Here is an 18,490-nt window from a genome sequence, read left to right on the forward strand (position 1 = left end):
TAATAACTCCGTGTCATTCTTGTGTTATATTATTAAGGTTTTTTAAAACGGCAAGTTCAATGGCTACTATAGAGAATAGAAAGTGAATAAACTCTTTAATCATCTCTTTATTTGTTTTTTATTCTTTTGTGGGAGTACGATACTTTTTGTTGAGGGTGTTATATTAAATGTGTAAAGCGAGGGTAATAAGTATTTAATTAGACTAAGGGACGCTGGGAATATTTGATGATTTATTTACTGATGCCGCTGCCACTGCATAGTTAAAATAACATTTTTAGTTTCCGCATTATAGGCCCGCTCGGTGACAACAAAACCTTGTTTACGATAAAAGTGATAAGCCCGATGATTTTTTTGATAAACCTCCAGAGTTAGCGCTTTATAGTGTTGCTGAACGCCATCCATCAGTATTTTTCCCACTCCTTTACCGTAATAGAATGGGTCAACAAATAATGCGCCGACCAGTTGTTCTTCAAGGATACTAATAAACCCGGCGATGGTGTTTCCGCTGTCAGTGGGTTCCGATGGCACTTCTTGCGGTAAATATACCCAAGTCCGCGCCGCCGGAAGATAGGTATCTCGCACCAACGAGGCGCTCTCGTGCCAATATTGCTCGGTAACAAAAGGGTGCGCAGCAATAGTGCTGCTCAACCACAATTGCATTACGGCATCAAGATCGTCAGGTTGGTAAGTTCTTATCATTTTACTACGTTATCCGGGTGGCAAAAACAGCTCGCAAGATGATCGTTCACCAGTCCACTGGCCTGCATAAAGGCATAGCAAATGGTGGAGCCGATAAACTTAAAACCTCGTTTTTTGAGTGCTTTTGACATCGCATCAGAGGTTGGTGTCATTGCCGGGCATTCAGCCAAACACCACCAGTGGTTAATTTTGGGTTCACCGTCGATAAAACTCCAAATAAAACGCGAAAAATCTTCGCCGTTAGCTTCCATTGCCAGATAGGCCTGTGCATTAGTGATAATGGCCTGAATTTTACCGCGGTGGCGGATAATACCACTGTCCAGCACCAGCTTTTCGACTTCTTCCTGCCCCATTTTCGCCACACGCACGGGATCAAAATTATGGAAGCATTTGCGATAGTGTTCGCGTTTTTTCAGCACGGTTATCCACGAAAGCCCAGCTTGTTGGCCTTCGAGGCACAGCATTTCGAATAATGCCTGGCTATCAGTTCGTGGAATGCCCCATTCAGTATCGTGATAAGCAAGATAAAGCGGATCAGTTGTCACCCAAGCGCAGCGTTGTAAATCCATATTTATCTCCCTTTGATGTTTGTTACAGACGGGGATAATCGCTGTTCGGGCGATAATAAGCAACCGACTGATTTTTATTCTGCAATAACCTTGACGCAACTTTGATCTGGTCAATAATTGAACTTGTTATAGTGCTAAATTCCATAATTAATCAATTATCTGGCTATTTATTGAGGTTATATATGATTTTACAGAGATATCTTCTGACTGGTTTATTTGTAGCTGTAATTCTCTTTATTGGTGGTGGGGTTGGCTCCTGTTTCGCCGCCCATACTTTGTCACTGCCGCCCCCGTGCCATGGTTCATGCAAGAGTTCGTCTGGTCAAAATTCACTATTGCAATATGCTATTCCCACCACAATTAATTACGATAAAATTCAGCTGCTTGCAGCCATACCCGGCCCGATCATCTGGAAGTGTAGGTTTGCCTGTCCACTGCCATAAAAAATGAGGATTAAAAGGAGGGCCGCTGCTTGCGGTCCGGTTTGAATCTCAACAAATCTCGTTTGATTACGACATCTTTCCGGATTCTGGCTGTATATCTTACGGTCAACGGGTATACTGACCCATTCCATTTTAATTCACTTGTATCGCGTGCGAATCCAACATGCAAAAGTTTGATACCAAGACCTTTCAGGGCCTGATCCTGACGTTACAGGACTATTGGGCGCGCCAAGGCTGCACCATTGTTCAACCACTGGACATGGAAGTCGGCGCGGGTACCTCCCACCCTATGACCTGCCTGCGTGCACTTGGCCCAGAGCCAATCGCTGCCGCTTATGTACAACCTTCACGCCGCCCGACCGATGGTCGCTACGGTGAGAACCCGAACCGCCTGCAACACTATTATCAGTTCCAGGTGATTATCAAACCTTCACCAGACAACATTCAGGAACTCTATTTAGGTTCATTGAAAGAGCTGGGCCTGGATCCGTTGATCCACGACATTCGCTTTGTCGAAGATAACTGGGAGAACCCAACACTGGGTGCCTGGGGTCTGGGCTGGGAAGTGTGGCTAAACGGCATGGAAGTGACGCAGTTCACTTACTTCCAGCAAGTAGGCGGTTTGGAATGTAAACCGGTCACCGGCGAAATAACTTATGGTCTGGAACGTCTCGCCATGTACATTCAGGGCGTAGACAGTGTTTATGACCTGATTTGGTGTGACGGCCCACTGGGCAAAACCACTTACGGCGATATTTATCATCAAAATGAAGTGGAGCAATCCACCTATAACTTTGAATACGCCGATGTGGACTTCCTGTTCTCCTGCTTCGAGCAATATGAGAAAGAAGCCCAGTCACTGCTGGCGCTGGAAGTCCCGCTGCCACTGCCGGCTTATGAACGCATTCTGAAAGCTGGCCACACCTTTAACCTGCTCGACGCCCGTAAAGCCATCTCGGTGACTGAGCGTCAGCGTTATATTCTGCGCATTCGTACGCTGACCAAAGCTGTCGCCGAAGCTTATTATGCTTCTCGCGAGGCATTGGGCTTCCCTATGTGCAAAAAGAATCAGAACTAAGAGGCTGTCATGACTCAACAGACTTTCCTGGTGGAAATCGGCACGGAAGAGTTGCCACCGAAGGCTCTTCGTTCTCTGGCCGAATCTTTTGCTGCCAATTTTACGGCTGAACTCGATAGCGCCAACTTGCCTCATGGCGAGGTTATTTGGTATGCCGCACCGCGCCGTTTAGCGTTAAAAGTCATTAATTTAAGTGCTGCTCAGGCTGATCGTGAAGTCGAAAAACGCGGCCCGGCAATTGCGCAAGCGTTTGATGCTGAAGGTAAACCAAGCAAAGCGGCAGAAGGTTGGGCGCGCGGTTGTGGTATTATGGTCGATCAAGCAGAGCGTCTGGTCACTGATAAAGGTGAATGGCTGCTGTATCGCGCCCATGTAAAAGGGCAATCAGCACAATTATTGCTGGCGGGGATGGTGAGTACTGCGCTGAGCAAATTGCCTATTCCTAAATTGATGCGTTGGGGTGATAAAGAAACCCAATTCGTTCGCCCGGTTCATACCGTGACCCTGCTGTTAGGTTCTGAAGTGATTCCTGGCACCGTGTTGGGTATCGATTCAGACCGAGTTATTCGTGGTCACCGCTTTATGGGTGAATCCGAGTTTGCGCTCGATAATGCTGATCAATACCCGCAACTCTTGCTGGATCGCGGTAAAGTTATCGCTGATTATGAATTGCGCAAAGCTATCATTAAGCGTGATGCCGAATTGGCGGCACAGAAGATTGGCGGTATTGCTGACCTGAGTGAAAGCTTGCTGGAAGAAGTGGCATCACTGGTGGAATGGCCGGTGGTATTGACTGCCAAGTTTGAAGAGAAATTCCTGGCAGTTCCTGCGGAAGCACTGGTTTACACCATGAAGGGTGACCAGAAATATTTCCCGGTTTACGACACTGCCGGTAACTTGATGCCAAACTTTATCTTTGTTGCCAACATTGAATCGAAAGATCCTCAGCAGATTATTTCGGGTAACGAGAAAGTGGTACGCCCACGTCTGGCGGATGCCGAGTTCTTCTTTAATACCGATCGTAAAAAACGCCTTGAAGACAATCTCCCGCGTCTGGAAACCGTGCTGTTCCAACAACAATTGGGCACCCTGCGCGATAAAACAGATCGTATTCAAGCACTGGCCGGTTGGGTTGCTGCGCAAATTGGTGCAGATGTTAACCATGCCACGCGCGCCGGTTTGCTGTCCAAGTGCGACCTGATGACCAATATGGTGTTCGAATTCACTGACACCCAAGGTGTGATGGGGATGCATTACGCCCGTTACGATGGTGAAGCTGAAGACGTTGCGGTTGCACTGAATGAGCAGTATCAGCCACGTTTTGCCGGTGATGATTTGCCGTCAAATCCGGTTGCTTGTGCATTGGCTATTGCCGATAAAATGGACACGCTGGCCGGGATTTTCGGTATCGGTCAACATCCTAAAGGCGATAAAGACCCATTTGCTCTGCGCCGCGCGGCGTTGGGTGTATTGCGTATTATCGTTGAGAAGAATTTGCCGCTGGATCTGCAAACGCTGACCGAAGAGGCCGTGCGCCTGTATGGTAGCAAGCTAACCAATACTAAAGTGGTCGATGAAGTGATTGAGTTCATGCTGGGCCGCTTCCGCGCCTGGTATCAGGATGAAGGTCATAGCGTCGATACCATTCAGGCGGTATTGGCTCGTCGACCAACCAAACCGGCTGATTTTGATGCTCGGGTGAAAGCGGTAACTTATTTCCGCACACTGGATGCTGCCGCTGCATTGGCTGCCGCGAATAAGCGTGTGTCGAATATTCTGGCAAAATCCACTGATACTCTGAATGACCATGTTCGTGCTTCGGTGTTAAAAGAACCGGCGGAGCTGAAACTGGCCACTCATTTGGTGGTATTGCGCGATAAGCTGGAGCCGGTGTTTGCTGCAGGTCAATACCAGGAAGCACTGGTTGAACTGGCAGCGTTGCGGGAAACAGTCGATGAGTTCTTTGATAGTGTGATGGTGATGGCCGAAGACGATGCCGTGCGAGTTAACCGCCTGACGTTGTTGAGCAAATTACGCGAGCTGTTTTTACAGGTTGCTGATATTTCGCTGTTGCAGTAATCCTGTACTCGGCTCGTCACAGGGGAGCGTAGTTACCCAAAGAACTTGGTGTTGCGGGTAGGCTGCAAACGAGCGCATCCCGATGAGCTTACTCAAGTAAGTGATTCGGGTGAGCGAGAGCAGCGAACACCCCTGCAACCTCAAGTAAGAAGGGTATATCGCTCCCCTTAGCTATTCTTAATGCTGGAGTTGGGTAATAAGAATAGAATTTGGTGAAAATAAGTACTTATTACAGGAGTAGCTTCACATGACTTTTGCACTGAATACGACCCGATATTCACGTTGGTTAGCGCCTTTTCTGGCGTTGCTGGTGGTGTTCCAATTGACCGCCTGCGGGGATAAAGAACCAGAACAACGTAAGGCTTTTATTGATTATCTGCAAAATACAGTGATGCGCAGTGGGATGAAACTGCCAACGCTGAGTGAAGATCAAAAACAGAAATTTGGCCCTTATGTCAGCGATTACGCGATTTTAGTGACTTTTTCGCAGCAACTCAGTAAATCTGTGGATGCTAGCCTGAGCCCGGCGATTGCGCAAATCAATGAGATTCGTATGGCGCAGGATTATCTTAATCAGCGCGATGCATTGCAGCAGTCAGCGGGTGCGCTGAATTTGTTAGTGCAGCAGATTCGCACCGCCAAAACACAAGCAGATGCCGCGGTATCCGCGTTGAAGCAGCCGGATGACTTGAAAGTCGTTTTCAATAAAGCTTTTGATAATATTGTGACTCAACCTACCAATGTGCTCATTCCGGCTGTTCCAGTCGTTTCTGCCTTTGTGCAGGATCTGGCGCAGGTTGGGGATTTCCTGCAACAGCAGGGGACTCAAGTGACCTTTAATAATGGTGGTGTTCAGTTCCAGACAGCGCAACAAGCGGCACAATACAACGCGATGATGGCTAATTTAGTCGCCAAGTACCCGGCGATGATGGCGGCGCAGAAGAGTGTCATGAGTGTGATTCAGTAGGTTTTTGGATTGAATTGCATTGGATTGGTGATCGGTTCGGTTGTGAGGACTGATCGAGTTATTGTTTCGGTTGATATTGGTTCAGTGGTCATTTTAGCTCAGTAGCCTCAACCGAGTTAAGGCCCATAAGCGTGGGCCTTAACAATCCGCGCTTTCGCACGTATCGCCTGCCTGCTTCGCAGGTTCCCTCGGTTCATCATTACGCTGGCGGGACGGCTTTATTCGCGTCCCTGCTCATGACGCCTAAATCCGCCGTCCATGGCGGATTTCCTTGGCTACATTCTTCACTCGGCAGCTCAAATGTGCTTTTAACATCAAGGTCAAAATCATGGTTTTGACTTTCTCTGTTGACCTTGAGCGCAATCAGGAATATTACCGACAAAGACGGTGGCCCGAGTGAGCCGCCATGGACAAATCTGCCGGGAGCAGATTTGAACGCTGCTTGCAGCGACCCCGTAGGGGTGAGTCCCAGGGATGGGACGAATAACCCGGCGAAAAGCGCGCTGGAGCAGGAAGCGACTCGCGCTGGCTCGATAAGGCCAACGGCTGCCGGAGGGGACTGCGAATAGCAGTAATATTTCGCGCAAGCGCAGGGGTTCCAAGGGGGTTACGCGCTTGTAACCCCCTTGGCGGTTGAGGCTGCGAAGGCCAAGTGATTACTAATCTTATGTCAACCGAACCTAATCACCGAAAAAATCCCAAGCGAAACAAAAAATCATCACCCTCTTCCCCCCTGTTGTTTTATTACACATTTACCACGTAACTTGGCGGCTCAATCCGAATAAGATGGGTGAATGTCTCATCCTTCTTCTGCGAGCAAAAATAACTTGTGATTAACATCACATTTTCAAAACAAATGGTCGCCACTAAAGTGTGATATGAATCACTATATTGGCCGCTTGCAGCTTAAAAATTCTCCGTTGTGGCTTTCTTACACCCTAATAGTGTGATCTTAATCAACAAATCCACCCCTATAGTGGGGGTTTTAGTGTGATATCTGTCACATGTCTGGGGTGAGCTACGCGTGAGCAAAGGAGCATGCTAAAGTTTGTTTTGCATACAGCGGGTTTGTATTCGATAACACCGGCGGGTTTTGCAGAACTGCCTCAACAAAACAATTATATCGCGCTCTTATTGTTAGCGCGTACCAATAGGGGTGTTTTATGTTTTCACCAGACGCAAAGGTCAGAATTCAAAATTTTGGCCGATTCCTCAGTAACATGGTCATGCCCAACATCGGCGCATTTATCGCCTGGGGTATTATCACCGCGCTGTTTATCCCAACGGGTTGGCTGCCGAATGAAACGCTAGCCAAATTAGTTGGCCCGATGATCACCTTCCTGTTACCACTGCTGATCGGTTTTACCGGTGGTCGTTTGGTCGGTGGTGACCGTGGTGGTGTGGTGGGTGCTATCACCACCATGGGGGTTATCGTTGGTGCTGATATGCCAATGTTCCTCGGTGCGATGATTGCTGGCCCATTAGGTGGCTGGGCAATCAAACACTTTGACCGCTGGGTTGAAGGTAAAATCAAAAGCGGCTTTGAGATGCTGGTTAACAACTTCTCAGCCGGTATTATCGGGATGTTGCTGGCTATTCTAGCCTTTATGGCGATTGGCCCGTTGGTCGAGATTTTGTCTAAAGCACTGGCTGCTGGCGTGCACATCATGGTGCAGAATAACCTGCTGCCACTGACGTCAATCTTTGTTGAACCGGCCAAAATCCTGTTCCTGAATAACGCTATCAACCACGGTATCTTCTCACCGCTGGGTATCCAGCAGGCGACTGAGACCGGTAAGTCTATCTTCTTCCTGATTGAGGCTAACCCAGGCCCAGGTTTGGGTGTGTTGATGGCTTATATGTTCTTCGGTAAAGGTAACGCTAAGCAATCTGCTGGCGGCGCGGCTATCATCCACTTCTTCGGTGGTATCCACGAAATCTATTTCCCATACGTTCTGATGAACCCACGTTTATTGCTGGCGGTGATTCTGGGCGGTATGACTGGCGTGTTTACTCTGACTTTGCTGAACGGCGGTCTGGTATCTCCAGCGTCTCCGGGTTCTATCCTGGCCGTATTGGCGATGACACCAAAAGGTGCTTATTTTGCCAACATTGCTGCGGTTGCTGCTGCGTTTGCGGTGTCCTTCGTGGTGTCAGCTATCTTGCTGAAAACTTCTAAAGTCAAAGACGACGAAGAAGATAGCCTGGAAGATGCAACTCGCCGTATGCAAGACATGAAAGCGCAATCTAAAGGCGCACAAGCGGCTAATGCTGCCGCTGCTGCGGGCGACTTGAGCACTGTGCGGAAAATCATTGTTGCCTGTGATGCGGGTATGGGTTCCAGCGCGATGGGTGCCGGTGTGTTGCGTAAGAAAGTGCAAGATGCGGGCCTGAAGTACATCTCGGTCACGAACTGCGCCATTAACAACCTGCCGGAAGATGTTGATTTAGTTATCACGCACCGTGATTTGACTGAGCGAGCAATGCGTCATGCACCGCAAGCACAGCATATCTCGCTGACTAACTTCCTCGACAGCCAGTTGTATACCAACCTGACGGCACGTTTAGTCGAAGTGAGTAACGCGACAGCGACCACACAAAAAGTGATTGAAACGCTGGATGATAGCTTTGAGCCATCAGAAGCCAATCTGTTCAAACTGACTGCGGAAAATATCTTCCTCAATCAACACGCTACAGATAAATGGCAAGCTATTCGCTTCGCCGGTGAGCAGTTGGTAAAAGGCGGTTATGTCGAGCCAGAATATGTTGAAGCGATGTTGGAACGTGAAAAACTGACTTCCACTTATCTGGGCGAATCTATCGCCGTACCACACGGCACCATCGAAGCTAAAGACCGCGTACTGAAGACTGGTGTAGTGTTCTGCCAATACCCTCAAGGTGTGCGCTTTGGCGAAGAAGAAGATGAAGTGGCTCGCTTGGTGATTGGTATTGCTGCCCGTAATAATGAGCATATTCATGTGATTACCAGCCTGACCAACGCGCTGGACGATGATTCTGTCATTGAGCGTTTAAGTAAAACCACCAGTGTGCAAGAAGTCTTGGATTTGCTCGGTGGTAAAAAGTAACTGGACGGAAAAAATAGCCCAGTAATAACTGAATAGGGCCGTTGGGAGAAAACGGCCCTTTACAGCAAAAGGTGAAAAATATGAAAGCATTACATTTTGGCGCGGGTAATATTGGCCGGGGCTTCATTGGTAAACTTCTTGCTGATGCCGGTGCGCAACTTACTTTCGCCGATGTTAATCAGCCGCTATTGGATGAGCTGAATAAGCGTAAGAGTTATCAAGTTAATGTAGTGGGTGAGCAAGCCCGTGTTGAAGAAGTGAAAAATGTTAGCGCAGTGAACAGTGGTAGCCCGGAAGTGGTGGAGCTGATTGCGCAAGCGGATATTGTCACGACCGCCGTTGGCCCACAAATTTTGGCCCGCATCGCCGGCACTGTGGCGCAAGGTTTGGTGACCCGTCATCAACAAGGTAATACCCGCCCACTGAATATTATTGCTTGTGAGAATATGGTGCGCGGCACCAGCCAGTTAAAACAGCATGTGTTTGCCGTCTTGCCAGAAAGTGAGCAGGCGTGGGTTGAGCAACATGTTGGTTTTGTTGATTCTGCGGTAGACCGCATTGTGCCGCCATCAGAAGCGGGCAGCACGGATATTCTGGCCGTGACAGTAGAAACATTCAGCGAGTGGATTGTTGATGGTACCCAATTTAAAGGGCAGCCGCCGCAAATCGCCGGTATGGAACTGACTGACAACCTAATGGCCTTTGTGGAGCGCAAACTCTTCACGCTGAACACCGGGCATGCCATTACCGCCTATTTGGGCCAGCTTGCTGGTCACCAAACCATTCGTGATGCGATTCTTGACTCAGCCGTTCGCCAGACAGTGAAAGGTGCAATGGAAGAAAGCGGCGCAGTGCTGATCAAACGCTATGCTTTTGATCCGCAGAAACATGCGGCTTATATCGATAAAATTCTCTCCCGTTTTGAAAACCCTTACCTGCATGACGATGTTGAGCGCGTTGGCCGTCAGCCATTGCGTAAACTGAGTGCCGGTGACCGTTTGATCAAGCCGCTGTTGGGGACATTGGAATATCAGTTGCCACATAATCATCTGGTGACCGGCATTGCTGCCGCGATGAGTTATCGCAGTGAGCAAGATCCGCAAGCGCAGGAACTGGTTGAATTACTGGCTAAATTAGGGCCAAAAGCCACTCTTGCTCAAATTTCCGGTCTGCCAGCGGATAGCGAGGTTGTGGAACAGGCGGTGAGTGTGTATAACGCCATGCAGAACAAGCTGGCGCACTAATTCTGTTTCGTTATGAACAAAACGCGTTTGCGTTAGGGGATAAATACCGTGTCAGATTGCGCGGTATTTATCCTTTGATAGCCTGATAATCGGCAACCACCCCAGTGACAAGCGATGATTGAAAAAACACAGGCATTTGAGAATCGGGTACTTGAACATCTGAACGCGGGAAAGACCGTTCGGAGTTTCTTGATGGCTGCTGTCGACTTATTGGCAGAAGCATTGAACATTCTCGTGGTGCAGGTTTTCCGTAAAGATGACTATGCGGTGAAATATGCCGTGGAGCCATTGCTGGTCGGGGATGGGCCGTTGGGTGAATTATCAGTAAGATTGAAGTTGGTTTATGCTCTGGGCGTCATAACCCGTCATGAATATGAAGATGCCGAGCTATTGATGGCGCTACGTGAAGAGCTAAACCATGATGGCACCGAGTACCGCTTTACCGATGACGAAATCCTCGGGCCATTTGGTGAACTACATTGTGTGGCTGAGTTGCCGCCAGTCCCGACATTCTTACGCCCGGATGAAGCAGATGCTTCGCTGATTGCCATGCAACGCCAGCGTTATCAGCAAATGGTGCGCTCCACTATGGTGCTGTCGATTACAGAATTACTCTCCCGTATCAGTCAAAAACAAGTTTCTAAACTCTCGCCACTCGGACATGTTTAATTATTGAAGACACTGAGCCATTCCTCAGCTAACAACCACAGGGCCGTTATTGCCATCAATCCGCCCATCACGCCATTAAATAGCCGCAACTTCCAATTAACGCGCAGCGCATGACGCAATTGATCGCCCATCACCGCCCAAACCGCCACGCAAGGCAGATTTAATAAAGCAAAGCCACCGACAATCAGCAAAGTATGACTCAGTGTTGCACCTTCGCGTGGGGTGAATAAGATGGCGACATTCATTGCCATCAACCAGGCTTTTGGATTAATCGCTTGAAATAATGCCCCCTGAATGAATCCCATTGGTTGCTCATTGTCCCGAGCATTGGGGCTACCAGAATTAAAAATCTTCCAGGATAACCACAGTAAATAACCGCCACCCAATGTGACTAATGGCAAGCGAACAACCCCTACCCAGCTGAGGATAAATGCCAATAGCGTGGTCATTAGTGCGCATTGCAGTGCACAACCAAAGGTAATCCCTAGCATCATCGGGAAAGTTCGGCGCAAACCAAAATTGACACCAGCGGCGGCCAATAACAGGTTGTTTGGGCCTGGGGTGATCGACATTACGGTGACGTAACTGATAAAGGCACTGTCCAGCATAAGAACCCCTCGGGTATTATATTATTGATGTTGCCAAGAGATTCAGCATAAACAGCAATCGGCGCTAGCGGCAGAAGCAGAAGTTATCTATTGTTATGGGTACAGTTTTCATGATACTTAACTGTACCCATCAATTCTCTAGAGAACTGTCACCATGTCCCTTGTTATGAATGAAATTCGCTACTTACAAGTGGCAGACAATTTGGCGCAAGCCATTAAAAATGGCAGTCTCCTGGCGGGTAGCCGCTTACTCTCGGTGCGGGGCTACGCGCAGAGTCATCAGGTGAGTATCAATACCGTGGTGGCAGCCTATCGCACATTGGAAGACCGCGGCTTGATTGAGGCCCGCCCGCAGTCAGGTTTTTATGTCTGTAGCCCGTCAACCGCCGTGGTGCCAACCGCCACAGTGGGGAAACCGGTGGATGAAGTGCTGGATTTGATTGATACCGTATTTGCTGCGCAACAAAATCCGCGCTTTACCAATATCTCGCTGGCCTGCCCGCAGACTGGCGATTTCTATCCCAGCGCCAAGTTGGGGCGCATTATGGCTTCTTTGTTACGTCGTCAGCCGCAGTTAATCAGTCAATATGCATTGCCACCCGGCAGTCAGCGCCTACGCCAGCAAATAGCTCGCCGCGCTATGACGTTGGGAATGCTGGCCGATCCGGCAGATATCACCATTACCCATGGGTGTATGGAGGCGCTGCAATTAGCGCTCCGGGTGACCACTAAACTGGGGGATTGTGTCGGGCTGGAGTCGCCGACTTATTTCTATCTGATGCCCTTGTTAGCTAGCCTTGGCTTGAAAGCCGTGGAGATTCCGACTGATCCGCAGCAAGGACTTTCATTGGATGTGTTGGAGTTATTGCTTAAAGAAGGGCGGTTGAATGCACTGATTGCAATGCCGACGGTGCAAAATCCCATGGGCTATACCATGCCGCTCGCCGCGAAAAAAAGATTGGCGCAGCTGATGAACGATCATCAAGTGCCACTAATTGAAGATGGTTTATATGCCGAAATTCAATTCGGCTCGACTTTATCTCCGGCGGTCAAAGCATTCGATCGTGACGGCTGGATACTGTTTTGCTCCAGCTTCACCAAAACGCTGGCACCGGATTTCCGTATTGGTTGGATTGATGGGGGCCGCTTCGCAGAAGCATTGCACAAGCTAAAAGCGGTATCGTCGATGGCGGAGCCGATGCTACTGTCAGAAACCTTGGCACTGTTCCTTGAGTCTGGCGGCTATGACCACCATCTGCGCAGTTTGCGCCGCCGTTATGCGCAGCAGGTTCAGCAAGCTCAACAACTGATTACCCGCTCCTTTCCGCGGGGAACCACAGTGACACAACCAGCTGGCGGGTTTGTTTTTTGGGTCGAATTCCCTGATAGCGTCGATACCGTCACGCTGTTCCATCAATTGCTGCAAGAGCAGATTTGCCTGACGCCGGGGACGCTTTATTCACCCAGCGGCCGGTATCGCAATGCATTTCGCCTCTCTTGCTGTTACCCATTCAATAGCCGCTATACCGGGGCGTTGGAGCGGTTGGGGGCGGTTGCATGTGAAATTAGCGGCTTACCCGCCGGAATGCAGTGGCAATCGGCACAGGAGGCTGCTGTCGAAAGGCCTGCATCCTGATACACTATCCATCTTGATGCACAATCAGTGCTATCCTATCTCCAACTTTAGCGAAATATCGTGCCCATCAGTGGCATGTACGGGCCAATACTATGAAAGAACATGCAGAAATAAAACGTCTAAGCGATATGCTGGATGCGCTGAACCACAAAGATCCGACTGTTATACAGCAGGGTAATGTGGAGTTAATCGCACAGCATATGAAGGAAAAAGAGAAACTGGCGGCTGAAATTCAGCGCCTGAAAGAAGTGCGGGTTAAAAACCTGAGTGCTGAAGCCCAGAAACTGGCGCAACTGCCGTTCAGCCGAGCGATTACCAAGAAAGAGCAAGCCGATATGGGCATCTTGAAGAAAGCGGTGCGCGGCATTGTGGTGGTTCACCCAATGACCGCATTAGGTCGCGAGATGGGCCTGAAAGAAGTGACTGGTTTCGCCAAAAAAGCGTTCTGATTGCTATTTTCGATAGAGCCGGGTGTGTGGCATCGCCGTTGCCCGGTTTTTGCGGATTTGCATGACTCTTGACATATGCTAAGCATATGCTAGTGTTTTTTGTGGGGCACTGCTATCAGGAGTAAAAATATGAGAACTGTATCTATTTTCAAAAATGGGCAGAATAGGGCAATACGTTTACCCAAAGATATGGATTTTGAGGGCGTCACTGAGCTGGAAATACTCAAAGACGGCGACAATATCATTTTACGGCCGATACGCCCTACATGGGTATCATTCATGGATGAAGATAAAGCAGATAATGACTTTCTTGCGGAAAGACAAGAAGTTATCGAAGAAGGACGCTTCGAGTTATGATCAAAAAAGTGTATATGCTTGATACTAATATTTGTTCTTTTATTATGCGAGAACGCCCAGCGGAAATAATTATAAAATTACAAAAGTGTATTGAGCAGCAGAATAAAATAGTTGTTTCAGCAATTACTTATTCAGAAATGCGTTTCGGTGCGATAGGTAAAAAAGCATCACCAAAACATATCTATTTGGTAGATGAATTTGTAAAAAGATTGGACTCTATCTTACCCTGGGATGTCGCCGCTATTGGTGCTACAACCCATATTAAAATGGAGCTAGCAAAGCAGGGAACGCCAATTGGAGGCAATGATGCTGCTATAGCGGGGCATGCTATTTCTACCGGTGCGATATTAGTAACTAATAATATTAGAGAGTTCGAAAGAGTTAAAAAGTTGCGAATTGAAGATTGGGCACAATAATAACTATTAATATTACTAATTAATATTTTCAGAAGATTAATTGTAACAATATGGTGAAGTATCCGTTTTAAGGAATTCTCTCGTATTAGTTTGCCATCCTTGGCAATATTGTTTTGACTGACTATTCTCCTTGTCTGTACCCAAAATAAATAATCAGAAAGTTTCCCAATTATCCTGCTGATTATTACGGCTAGCGTCTGGGGCCGGGCGCGGTGTGGTTACACGTGAGGCGCTGGTATTGCTTTGAACCGTTTCAGCTTCAGCTTCGGACAGGCGGAATACCGCGACCGCTTGCGCCAGTAAGATGGCTTGTTCAGCCAGTGAATCGGCGGCGGCGGCGGACTCTTCCACCAATGCGGCGTTCTGTTGAGTGGTGCTGTCCATTTCGGAAATAGCCTGGCTGACTTGTGTGATACCCCGGCTTTGTTCATCAGAGGCCGAGGCGATTTCCGCCATGATATCGCGCACATGGGTGACTGAGCGGACGATATCTTCCATAGTTTGACCCGCATTCTTCACCAGCGAGGTACCGGCATTCACCTGCGATACTGACTCACTAATCAGCCCCTCAATTTCTTTCGCCGCTTGCGCACTTCGCTGCGCCAGATTACGCACTTCGCTGGCGACCACGGCAAAGCCCCGGCCTTGCTCACCGGCGCGTGCTGCTTCAACTGCGGCATTCAGCGCCAAAATATTGGTCTGGAAAGCAATACTGTTAATCACCGAGGTGATTTCAGAAATGCGTTTAGAGCTGCCGGATATATCATTCATGGTGCGCACCACATCATTAACCAGTTTGCCCCCCTGTTGCGCAGTTTTTGATGCCTCGGTAGCCAGTTGATTAGCGTGGTGAGCGTTATCGGCATTCTGTTTAACCGTGGCATTCAATTGCTCCATACTGGCGGCAGTTTCTTCTACAGCGGCGGCTTGTTGCTCGGTTCGGGATGATAAATCAGTATTGCCGGCTGCAATCTCGCCGGATGCATAGGACACTTGGCTGACGCCGATACGAATTTCATCAATCATGGCGCGCAGGTTTTCATTCATCCGGGCGACGGTATTCATCAGCAAGCCCAGTTCATCAGTACGGTTTGATGTTGTCTCTGCGGTTAAATCGCCGTTAGCAATGCGTTCAGCCATTGCCAGCGTGGTGCGCAATGGCACGGTAATCTGGCGGGTCATGCGCCATGAAATCAGCAAACCAAATAGCAAAGCAGCAATGACAGTAATGGCTAGCTGCAATTGCGCATTATTGATTTCGTCATGGGTGCCTTGCAGTTCTTGGGTGAATAGATGTGTCGCCAACTTATTCAATTCATTGGCATTATCTTCCATCACTTTACCCACTTCCAACTCTTGCTGATAAGCCGGTAAAAAGGCCAGCACATTGCCTTTATAAGCGCTGAGGCTGGAGATGACGGGGGATAATAACTTTTGCTGGTCGGCGGATAACACCGGCATGAAAGCATTCGCCGCACTGTTAGCAATATTGATCGAGGTTATCAACGAAGATTCTGCATCTTGGTTGCGATCCAGCAATAAACCCCGCGCGTTATAGCGCACGGTCATTAATTTTTGGTTCATTTCTGCCAGTAGAATCTGGGTGTTGGTATCCGCACCCTCATTGAGCAAGCTTTGTTGTAACTCATTGAGATTCTTTTGAGTTTCAGAGATATTCCAGCTTTTACGCACATCGTCTTTATGGGCCACTGCATTCACAAAGTTGCTTTGTTGTTGCAGATATTCTTCTACCACATCGGCAATACTATTGATCGTTTTACGGTTATTTTCCGACCAGGCAAGATCTTCACTTTGGGAGAGCAGATTTTTTATCTTATTGATATGCTCTGAGTTTTCTTCGATATATTTCAGGTCATAAGTGCGTTCATATAGCGCACGATTATATTTCGCCTGATTAGCCTCATCATTAATTTTGTAGCTCAAATCGACTTTATAAGCATGTTCTTCAATGACGGAGAAATGATATGCGGTGGTACCAGCGATGATCCCAACCAATAACAACATCAGGAAAAAGCTTAACCCCAGCTTTTTACCGACTTTCACGTTTTCAAAGTTACCAAAAACTTTGCTAAATCCTGCCATGTTCTTCTCCGTTATGCGGTGTTTTTGCTGCAAATCAATCAGCGTAGGTGAGTTTGGGGAGGTCTAATTATTAGAGGATTTCGGGGAACTGGCAGTATGTGGGGCAGCCTTGGCAAGAGTGCTTTTCCCAAACGCAATGACTTCTACATTCATAGATTTCTTCCATGAATACCAGTGACCTTCTTGTACATTCTATCGGCAGGAATTGGCTAAACTTTAACAATAAAAATGTCAGTAAGTAGCAATAAAAAATGCCAGCAAGAGGGCCTTGCTGGCATATATCTTTCGTACTTGAAGCCGCAGGGTTGTTAGCTGCTCTCATTCACCCGAATCACTGACCAATGTCAGCTCATCGGGATTCGTTCGCTTGCTGCCTACCTGCAACTTCAAGTTCTTTGGATATGTAACGTGCGGTTTATGCGGTTCTGGTGAATTACTTAGCTTGAGCGAAACGCGCTGCTGCTTCGTCCCAGTTAACGACGTTCCAGAATGCTTTGATGTAGTCTGGGCGGCGGTTTTGGAATTTCAGGTAGTAAGCGTGTTCCCACACATCCAGGCCAATAATCGGGAAGCCAGACGCGCCAGAAACAGCTTCGCCCATCAGCGGGCTGTCTTGGTTAGCTGTAGAAACAACCGCCAGTTTGCCATCGTCTTTCAGCACCAGCCAAGCCCAACCTGAACCGAAACGCGTTGCCGCAGCTTGCTCAAATTTTTCTTTGAAGCTGTCAACGCTGCCGAAGTCGCGCTCGATAGCGGCTTTCAGGTCACCGGTCAGAGTGGTGCCCAGTTTCAAGCCCTTCCAGAACAGGCTGTGGTTAGCGTGACCGCCGGCGTTATTACGCATAAAGGTGCGTTTTTCAGCTGGGACTTTATCCAGATCTTTGATCAGATCTTCAACGCTGAATTTAGCCAGCTCAGGGAAGCTCTCCAACACCGTATTTGCATTGTTAACATAGGTTTGGTGGTGTTTGGTATGATGGATTTCCATCGTCTGCTTATCGAAGTGGGGTTCTAAGGCATCATAAGCATAAGGCAGGGATGGCAGTGAGTAACTCATAATCATCGTCTCCGTAGGTGTAGGGCGGCGCAAAAAAGTAAGCACCGCGTAAGCATTCGGATCATTATAGTTAATTAAATGATATTGAAAATGATTATCAATGCCGTACTAATTGTGTGGTTTTTATGTGTTAATCCGCTGCGGGTGTGTGTATACCGTTGCTCTGCCGAGTTTACTGAAACCAACCAAGGTGAGATTACAGCGCTCGGCGACTTCAACGGCTAAGGTTGTGGCAGCTGAAACAGCAAATAAAATTTCAGCCCCGCACATGGCGGTTTTCTGCACCATCTCATAGCTGGCGCGGCTGGAGACCAGCACCGCACCTTGCTGCCACGGCTGTTTAGCTCGAATCCCAAGCAGTTTATCCAGTGCGACATGGCGGCCCACATCTTCACAGCCCCCTAATAATTCCCCTTGAGGATTAATCCAGGCGGCGGCATGAGTACAGCCGGTCAGTTGGCCCACGGTTTGTACCTGTTTGAGCTGTGCGAGGGCGCGGTCGAGGTTGTTAAGATCAAAAGTTTGTGTGAAGGGTAAGGGCGTGATTGGGCGGAATATATCATCCAGTTGCTCAATACCACAGACACCGCACCCCGTGCGGCCAGCCATCGCCCGGCGGCGTTCTTTTAACCCGACAAAACGGCGGCTGGATAATTCAATGTTAACTTCTATGCCATTACAGCCAGGATTAACATCAATGGCGTAGATTTCTTGCGGCGCACTAATAATTCCCTCTGATAACGAAAACCCCAGCGCGAAAGCCTCTAAATCCTTGGGGGTGGCCATCATCACGACATGAGAAATGCCGTTGTACACCAGTGCTACCGGCACTTCCTCCGCCAACCAATCCAACTGTGGCTCGGCCATTTTATGGCGCTGTAGCACGTTAAGTTGCCTGGCTCCGCAAATTCCGGTGGAAAGGTCAATATCTGAAGGTTTGATCTGGCTCACTATGCGGCCCTGAAAGTTATAACCCATAATCACAATGTGGTAACATTCACATTAAGAATGGTATGGGTATGATTCCATT

16 protein-coding genes are annotated in these 18,490 nt (G+C 48.4%); 10 read left to right on the forward strand and 6 right to left on the reverse strand.

All coding sequences use genetic code 11. The features are described 5' to 3' along the window. Nucleotides 1-234: 234 nt before the first annotated feature. Together FTA91_RS08140 and FTA91_RS08145 are read right to left on the reverse strand one after the other, a co-directional pair. A complete protein-coding gene (locus FTA91_RS08140) occupies nt 235-699 on the reverse strand; it encodes an N-acetyltransferase (protein WP_050113331.1) in 465 nt (154 codons plus the stop codon). Further along, nucleotides 696-1,268 carry a DNA-3-methyladenine glycosylase I gene (locus tag FTA91_RS08145; protein WP_145583162.1) on the reverse strand — a complete coding sequence of 191 codons (573 nt, stop codon included), beginning with the start codon at nt 1,266-1,268 and terminating at the stop codon, nt 696-698. Before FTA91_RS08145 ends, FTA91_RS08140 begins: the two co-directional genes overlap by 4 nt. Before the next feature lie 606 nt (nt 1,269-1,874). On the opposite strand from FTA91_RS08145, the gene glyQ reads away from it, so the two are divergent. The 6 genes from glyQ to FTA91_RS08185 all read left to right on the forward strand — a co-directional run bounded on the left by glyQ (nt 1,875) and on the right by FTA91_RS08185 (nt 10,834). Continuing rightward, complete coding sequence (gene glyQ / locus FTA91_RS08150) at nt 1,875-2,789, forward strand: glycine--tRNA ligase subunit alpha (RefSeq protein WP_004393008.1); 915 nt, start codon at nt 1,875-1,877, stop codon at nt 2,787-2,789. 9 nt (nt 2,790-2,798) lie between these two features. Beyond that, complete coding sequence (gene glyS, locus FTA91_RS08155) at nt 2,799-4,868, forward strand: glycine--tRNA ligase subunit beta (RefSeq protein ID WP_145583164.1); 2,070 nt, start codon at nt 2,799-2,801, stop codon at nt 4,866-4,868. Between the two features lie 247 nt (nt 4,869-5,115). Next, complete coding sequence (locus FTA91_RS08160; RefSeq protein ID WP_050113327.1) at nt 5,116-5,835, forward strand: DUF3053 domain-containing protein; 720 nt, start codon at nt 5,116-5,118, stop codon at nt 5,833-5,835. Nucleotides 5,836-6,998: 1,163 nt separating this feature from the next. Next, nucleotides 6,999-8,921, forward strand: a complete 1,923-nt coding sequence (locus tag FTA91_RS08175) for a PTS mannitol transporter subunit IICBA (protein ID WP_145583165.1) — start codon at nt 6,999-7,001, stop codon at nt 8,919-8,921. 80 nt (nt 8,922-9,001) lie between these two features. Continuing rightward, entirely contained in the window at nt 9,002-10,165 is a 1,164-nt protein-coding gene (locus FTA91_RS08180) for a mannitol-1-phosphate 5-dehydrogenase (protein WP_145583167.1), read from the forward strand. A 114-nt stretch (nt 10,166-10,279) separates the two neighbouring features. Then, the gene (locus tag FTA91_RS08185; protein WP_038637592.1) at nt 10,280-10,834 is read left to right on the forward strand and encodes an MltR family transcriptional regulator; all 555 of its coding nucleotides are present in this window, start codon (nt 10,280-10,282) and stop codon (nt 10,832-10,834) included. Here FTA91_RS08185 and FTA91_RS08190 read toward each other — a convergent pair. After that, entirely contained in the window at nt 10,831-11,442 is a 612-nt protein-coding gene (locus tag FTA91_RS08190; RefSeq protein ID WP_050112164.1) for a LysE family translocator, read from the reverse strand. The two genes, FTA91_RS08185 and FTA91_RS08190, sit on opposite strands and share 4 nt — an antisense overlap. 154 nt (nt 11,443-11,596) lie before the next feature. On the opposite strand from FTA91_RS08190, the gene FTA91_RS08195 reads away from it, so the two are divergent. The 4 genes from FTA91_RS08195 (at nt 11,597) to FTA91_RS08210 (ending at nt 14,300) form a co-directional block, all read left to right on the forward strand. After that, nucleotides 11,597-13,078 carry an aminotransferase-like domain-containing protein gene (locus FTA91_RS08195; RefSeq protein ID WP_050112163.1) on the forward strand — a complete coding sequence of 494 codons (1,482 nt, stop codon included), beginning with the start codon at nt 11,597-11,599 and terminating at the stop codon, nt 13,076-13,078. 92 nt (nt 13,079-13,170) lie between these two features. Continuing rightward, nucleotides 13,171-13,527 (forward strand): YibL family ribosome-associated protein, encoded by a 357-nt coding sequence (locus FTA91_RS08200; protein ID WP_050112162.1) that lies wholly within the window; start codon nt 13,171-13,173, stop codon nt 13,525-13,527. A 129-nt stretch (nt 13,528-13,656) separates the two neighbouring features. After that, the gene (gene vapB / locus FTA91_RS08205) at nt 13,657-13,884 is read left to right on the forward strand and encodes a type II toxin-antitoxin system VapB family antitoxin (protein WP_050112161.1); all 228 of its coding nucleotides are present in this window, start codon (nt 13,657-13,659) and stop codon (nt 13,882-13,884) included. Then, the gene (locus FTA91_RS08210) at nt 13,881-14,300 is read left to right on the forward strand and encodes a type II toxin-antitoxin system VapC family toxin (RefSeq protein ID WP_145534736.1); all 420 of its coding nucleotides are present in this window, start codon (nt 13,881-13,883) and stop codon (nt 14,298-14,300) included. Before vapB ends, FTA91_RS08210 begins: the two co-directional genes overlap by 4 nt. A gap of 153 nt (nt 14,301-14,453) precedes the next feature. Here the strand turns inward: FTA91_RS08210 and FTA91_RS08215 are convergent, their stop codons facing one another. From FTA91_RS08215 to fdhD, 3 genes are all read right to left on the reverse strand, one after another. After that, on the reverse strand, nt 14,454-16,403 hold the full coding sequence (locus tag FTA91_RS08215; protein ID WP_050112160.1) for a methyl-accepting chemotaxis protein: 1,950 nt from the start codon (nt 16,401-16,403) through the stop codon (nt 14,454-14,456). A 433-nt stretch (nt 16,404-16,836) separates the two neighbouring features. Beyond that, on the reverse strand, nt 16,837-17,460 hold the full coding sequence (gene sodA / locus FTA91_RS08220) for a superoxide dismutase [Mn] (protein ID WP_050112159.1): 624 nt from the start codon (nt 17,458-17,460) through the stop codon (nt 16,837-16,839). A gap of 123 nt (nt 17,461-17,583) precedes the next feature. Further along, nucleotides 17,584-18,438: a formate dehydrogenase accessory sulfurtransferase FdhD gene (gene fdhD / locus FTA91_RS08225; RefSeq protein ID WP_050112158.1), complete on the reverse strand. Its 855-nt coding sequence runs from the start codon at nt 18,436-18,438 to the stop codon at nt 17,584-17,586. Nucleotides 18,439-18,490: the final 52 nt, after the last annotated feature.

This window comes from Yersinia thracica, from assembly GCF_902170565.1.
GTDB classification, from domain to species: domain Bacteria; phylum Pseudomonadota; class Gammaproteobacteria; order Enterobacterales; family Enterobacteriaceae; genus Yersinia; species Yersinia thracica.

Coding starts and splice junctions, on each gene's coding strand:
- FTA91_RS08175 (WP_145583165.1), top strand. CDS start 6,999: ATGTTTTCACCAGACGCAAAGGTCAGAATTCAAAATTTTGGCCGATTC.
- FTA91_RS08140 (WP_050113331.1), bottom strand. CDS start 699: ATGATAAGAACTTACCAACCTGACGATCTTGATGCCGTAATGCAATTG.
- FTA91_RS08180 (WP_145583167.1), top strand. CDS start 9,002: ATGAAAGCATTACATTTTGGCGCGGGTAATATTGGCCGGGGCTTCATT.
- FTA91_RS08195 (WP_050112163.1), top strand. CDS start 11,597: ATGTCCCTTGTTATGAATGAAATTCGCTACTTACAAGTGGCAGACAAT.
- FTA91_RS08215 (WP_050112160.1), bottom strand. CDS start 16,403: ATGGCAGGATTTAGCAAAGTTTTTGGTAACTTTGAAAACGTGAAAGTC.
- FTA91_RS08190 (WP_050112164.1), bottom strand. CDS start 11,442: ATGCTGGACAGTGCCTTTATCAGTTACGTCACCGTAATGTCGATCACC.
- glyS (WP_145583164.1), top strand. CDS start 2,799: ATGACTCAACAGACTTTCCTGGTGGAAATCGGCACGGAAGAGTTGCCA.
- FTA91_RS08145 (WP_145583162.1), bottom strand. CDS start 1,268: ATGGATTTACAACGCTGCGCTTGGGTGACAACTGATCCGCTTTATCTT.
- FTA91_RS08200 (WP_050112162.1), top strand. CDS start 13,171: ATGAAAGAACATGCAGAAATAAAACGTCTAAGCGATATGCTGGATGCG.
- FTA91_RS08160 (WP_050113327.1), top strand. CDS start 5,116: ATGACTTTTGCACTGAATACGACCCGATATTCACGTTGGTTAGCGCCT.
- FTA91_RS08185 (WP_038637592.1), top strand. CDS start 10,280: ATGATTGAAAAAACACAGGCATTTGAGAATCGGGTACTTGAACATCTG.
- fdhD (WP_050112158.1), bottom strand. CDS start 18,438: ATGGGTTATAACTTTCAGGGCCGCATAGTGAGCCAGATCAAACCTTCA.
- sodA (WP_050112159.1), bottom strand. CDS start 17,460: ATGAGTTACTCACTGCCATCCCTGCCTTATGCTTATGATGCCTTAGAA.
- FTA91_RS08210 (WP_145534736.1), top strand. CDS start 13,881: ATGATCAAAAAAGTGTATATGCTTGATACTAATATTTGTTCTTTTATT.
- glyQ (WP_004393008.1), top strand. CDS start 1,875: ATGCAAAAGTTTGATACCAAGACCTTTCAGGGCCTGATCCTGACGTTA.
- vapB (WP_050112161.1), top strand. CDS start 13,657: ATGAGAACTGTATCTATTTTCAAAAATGGGCAGAATAGGGCAATACGT.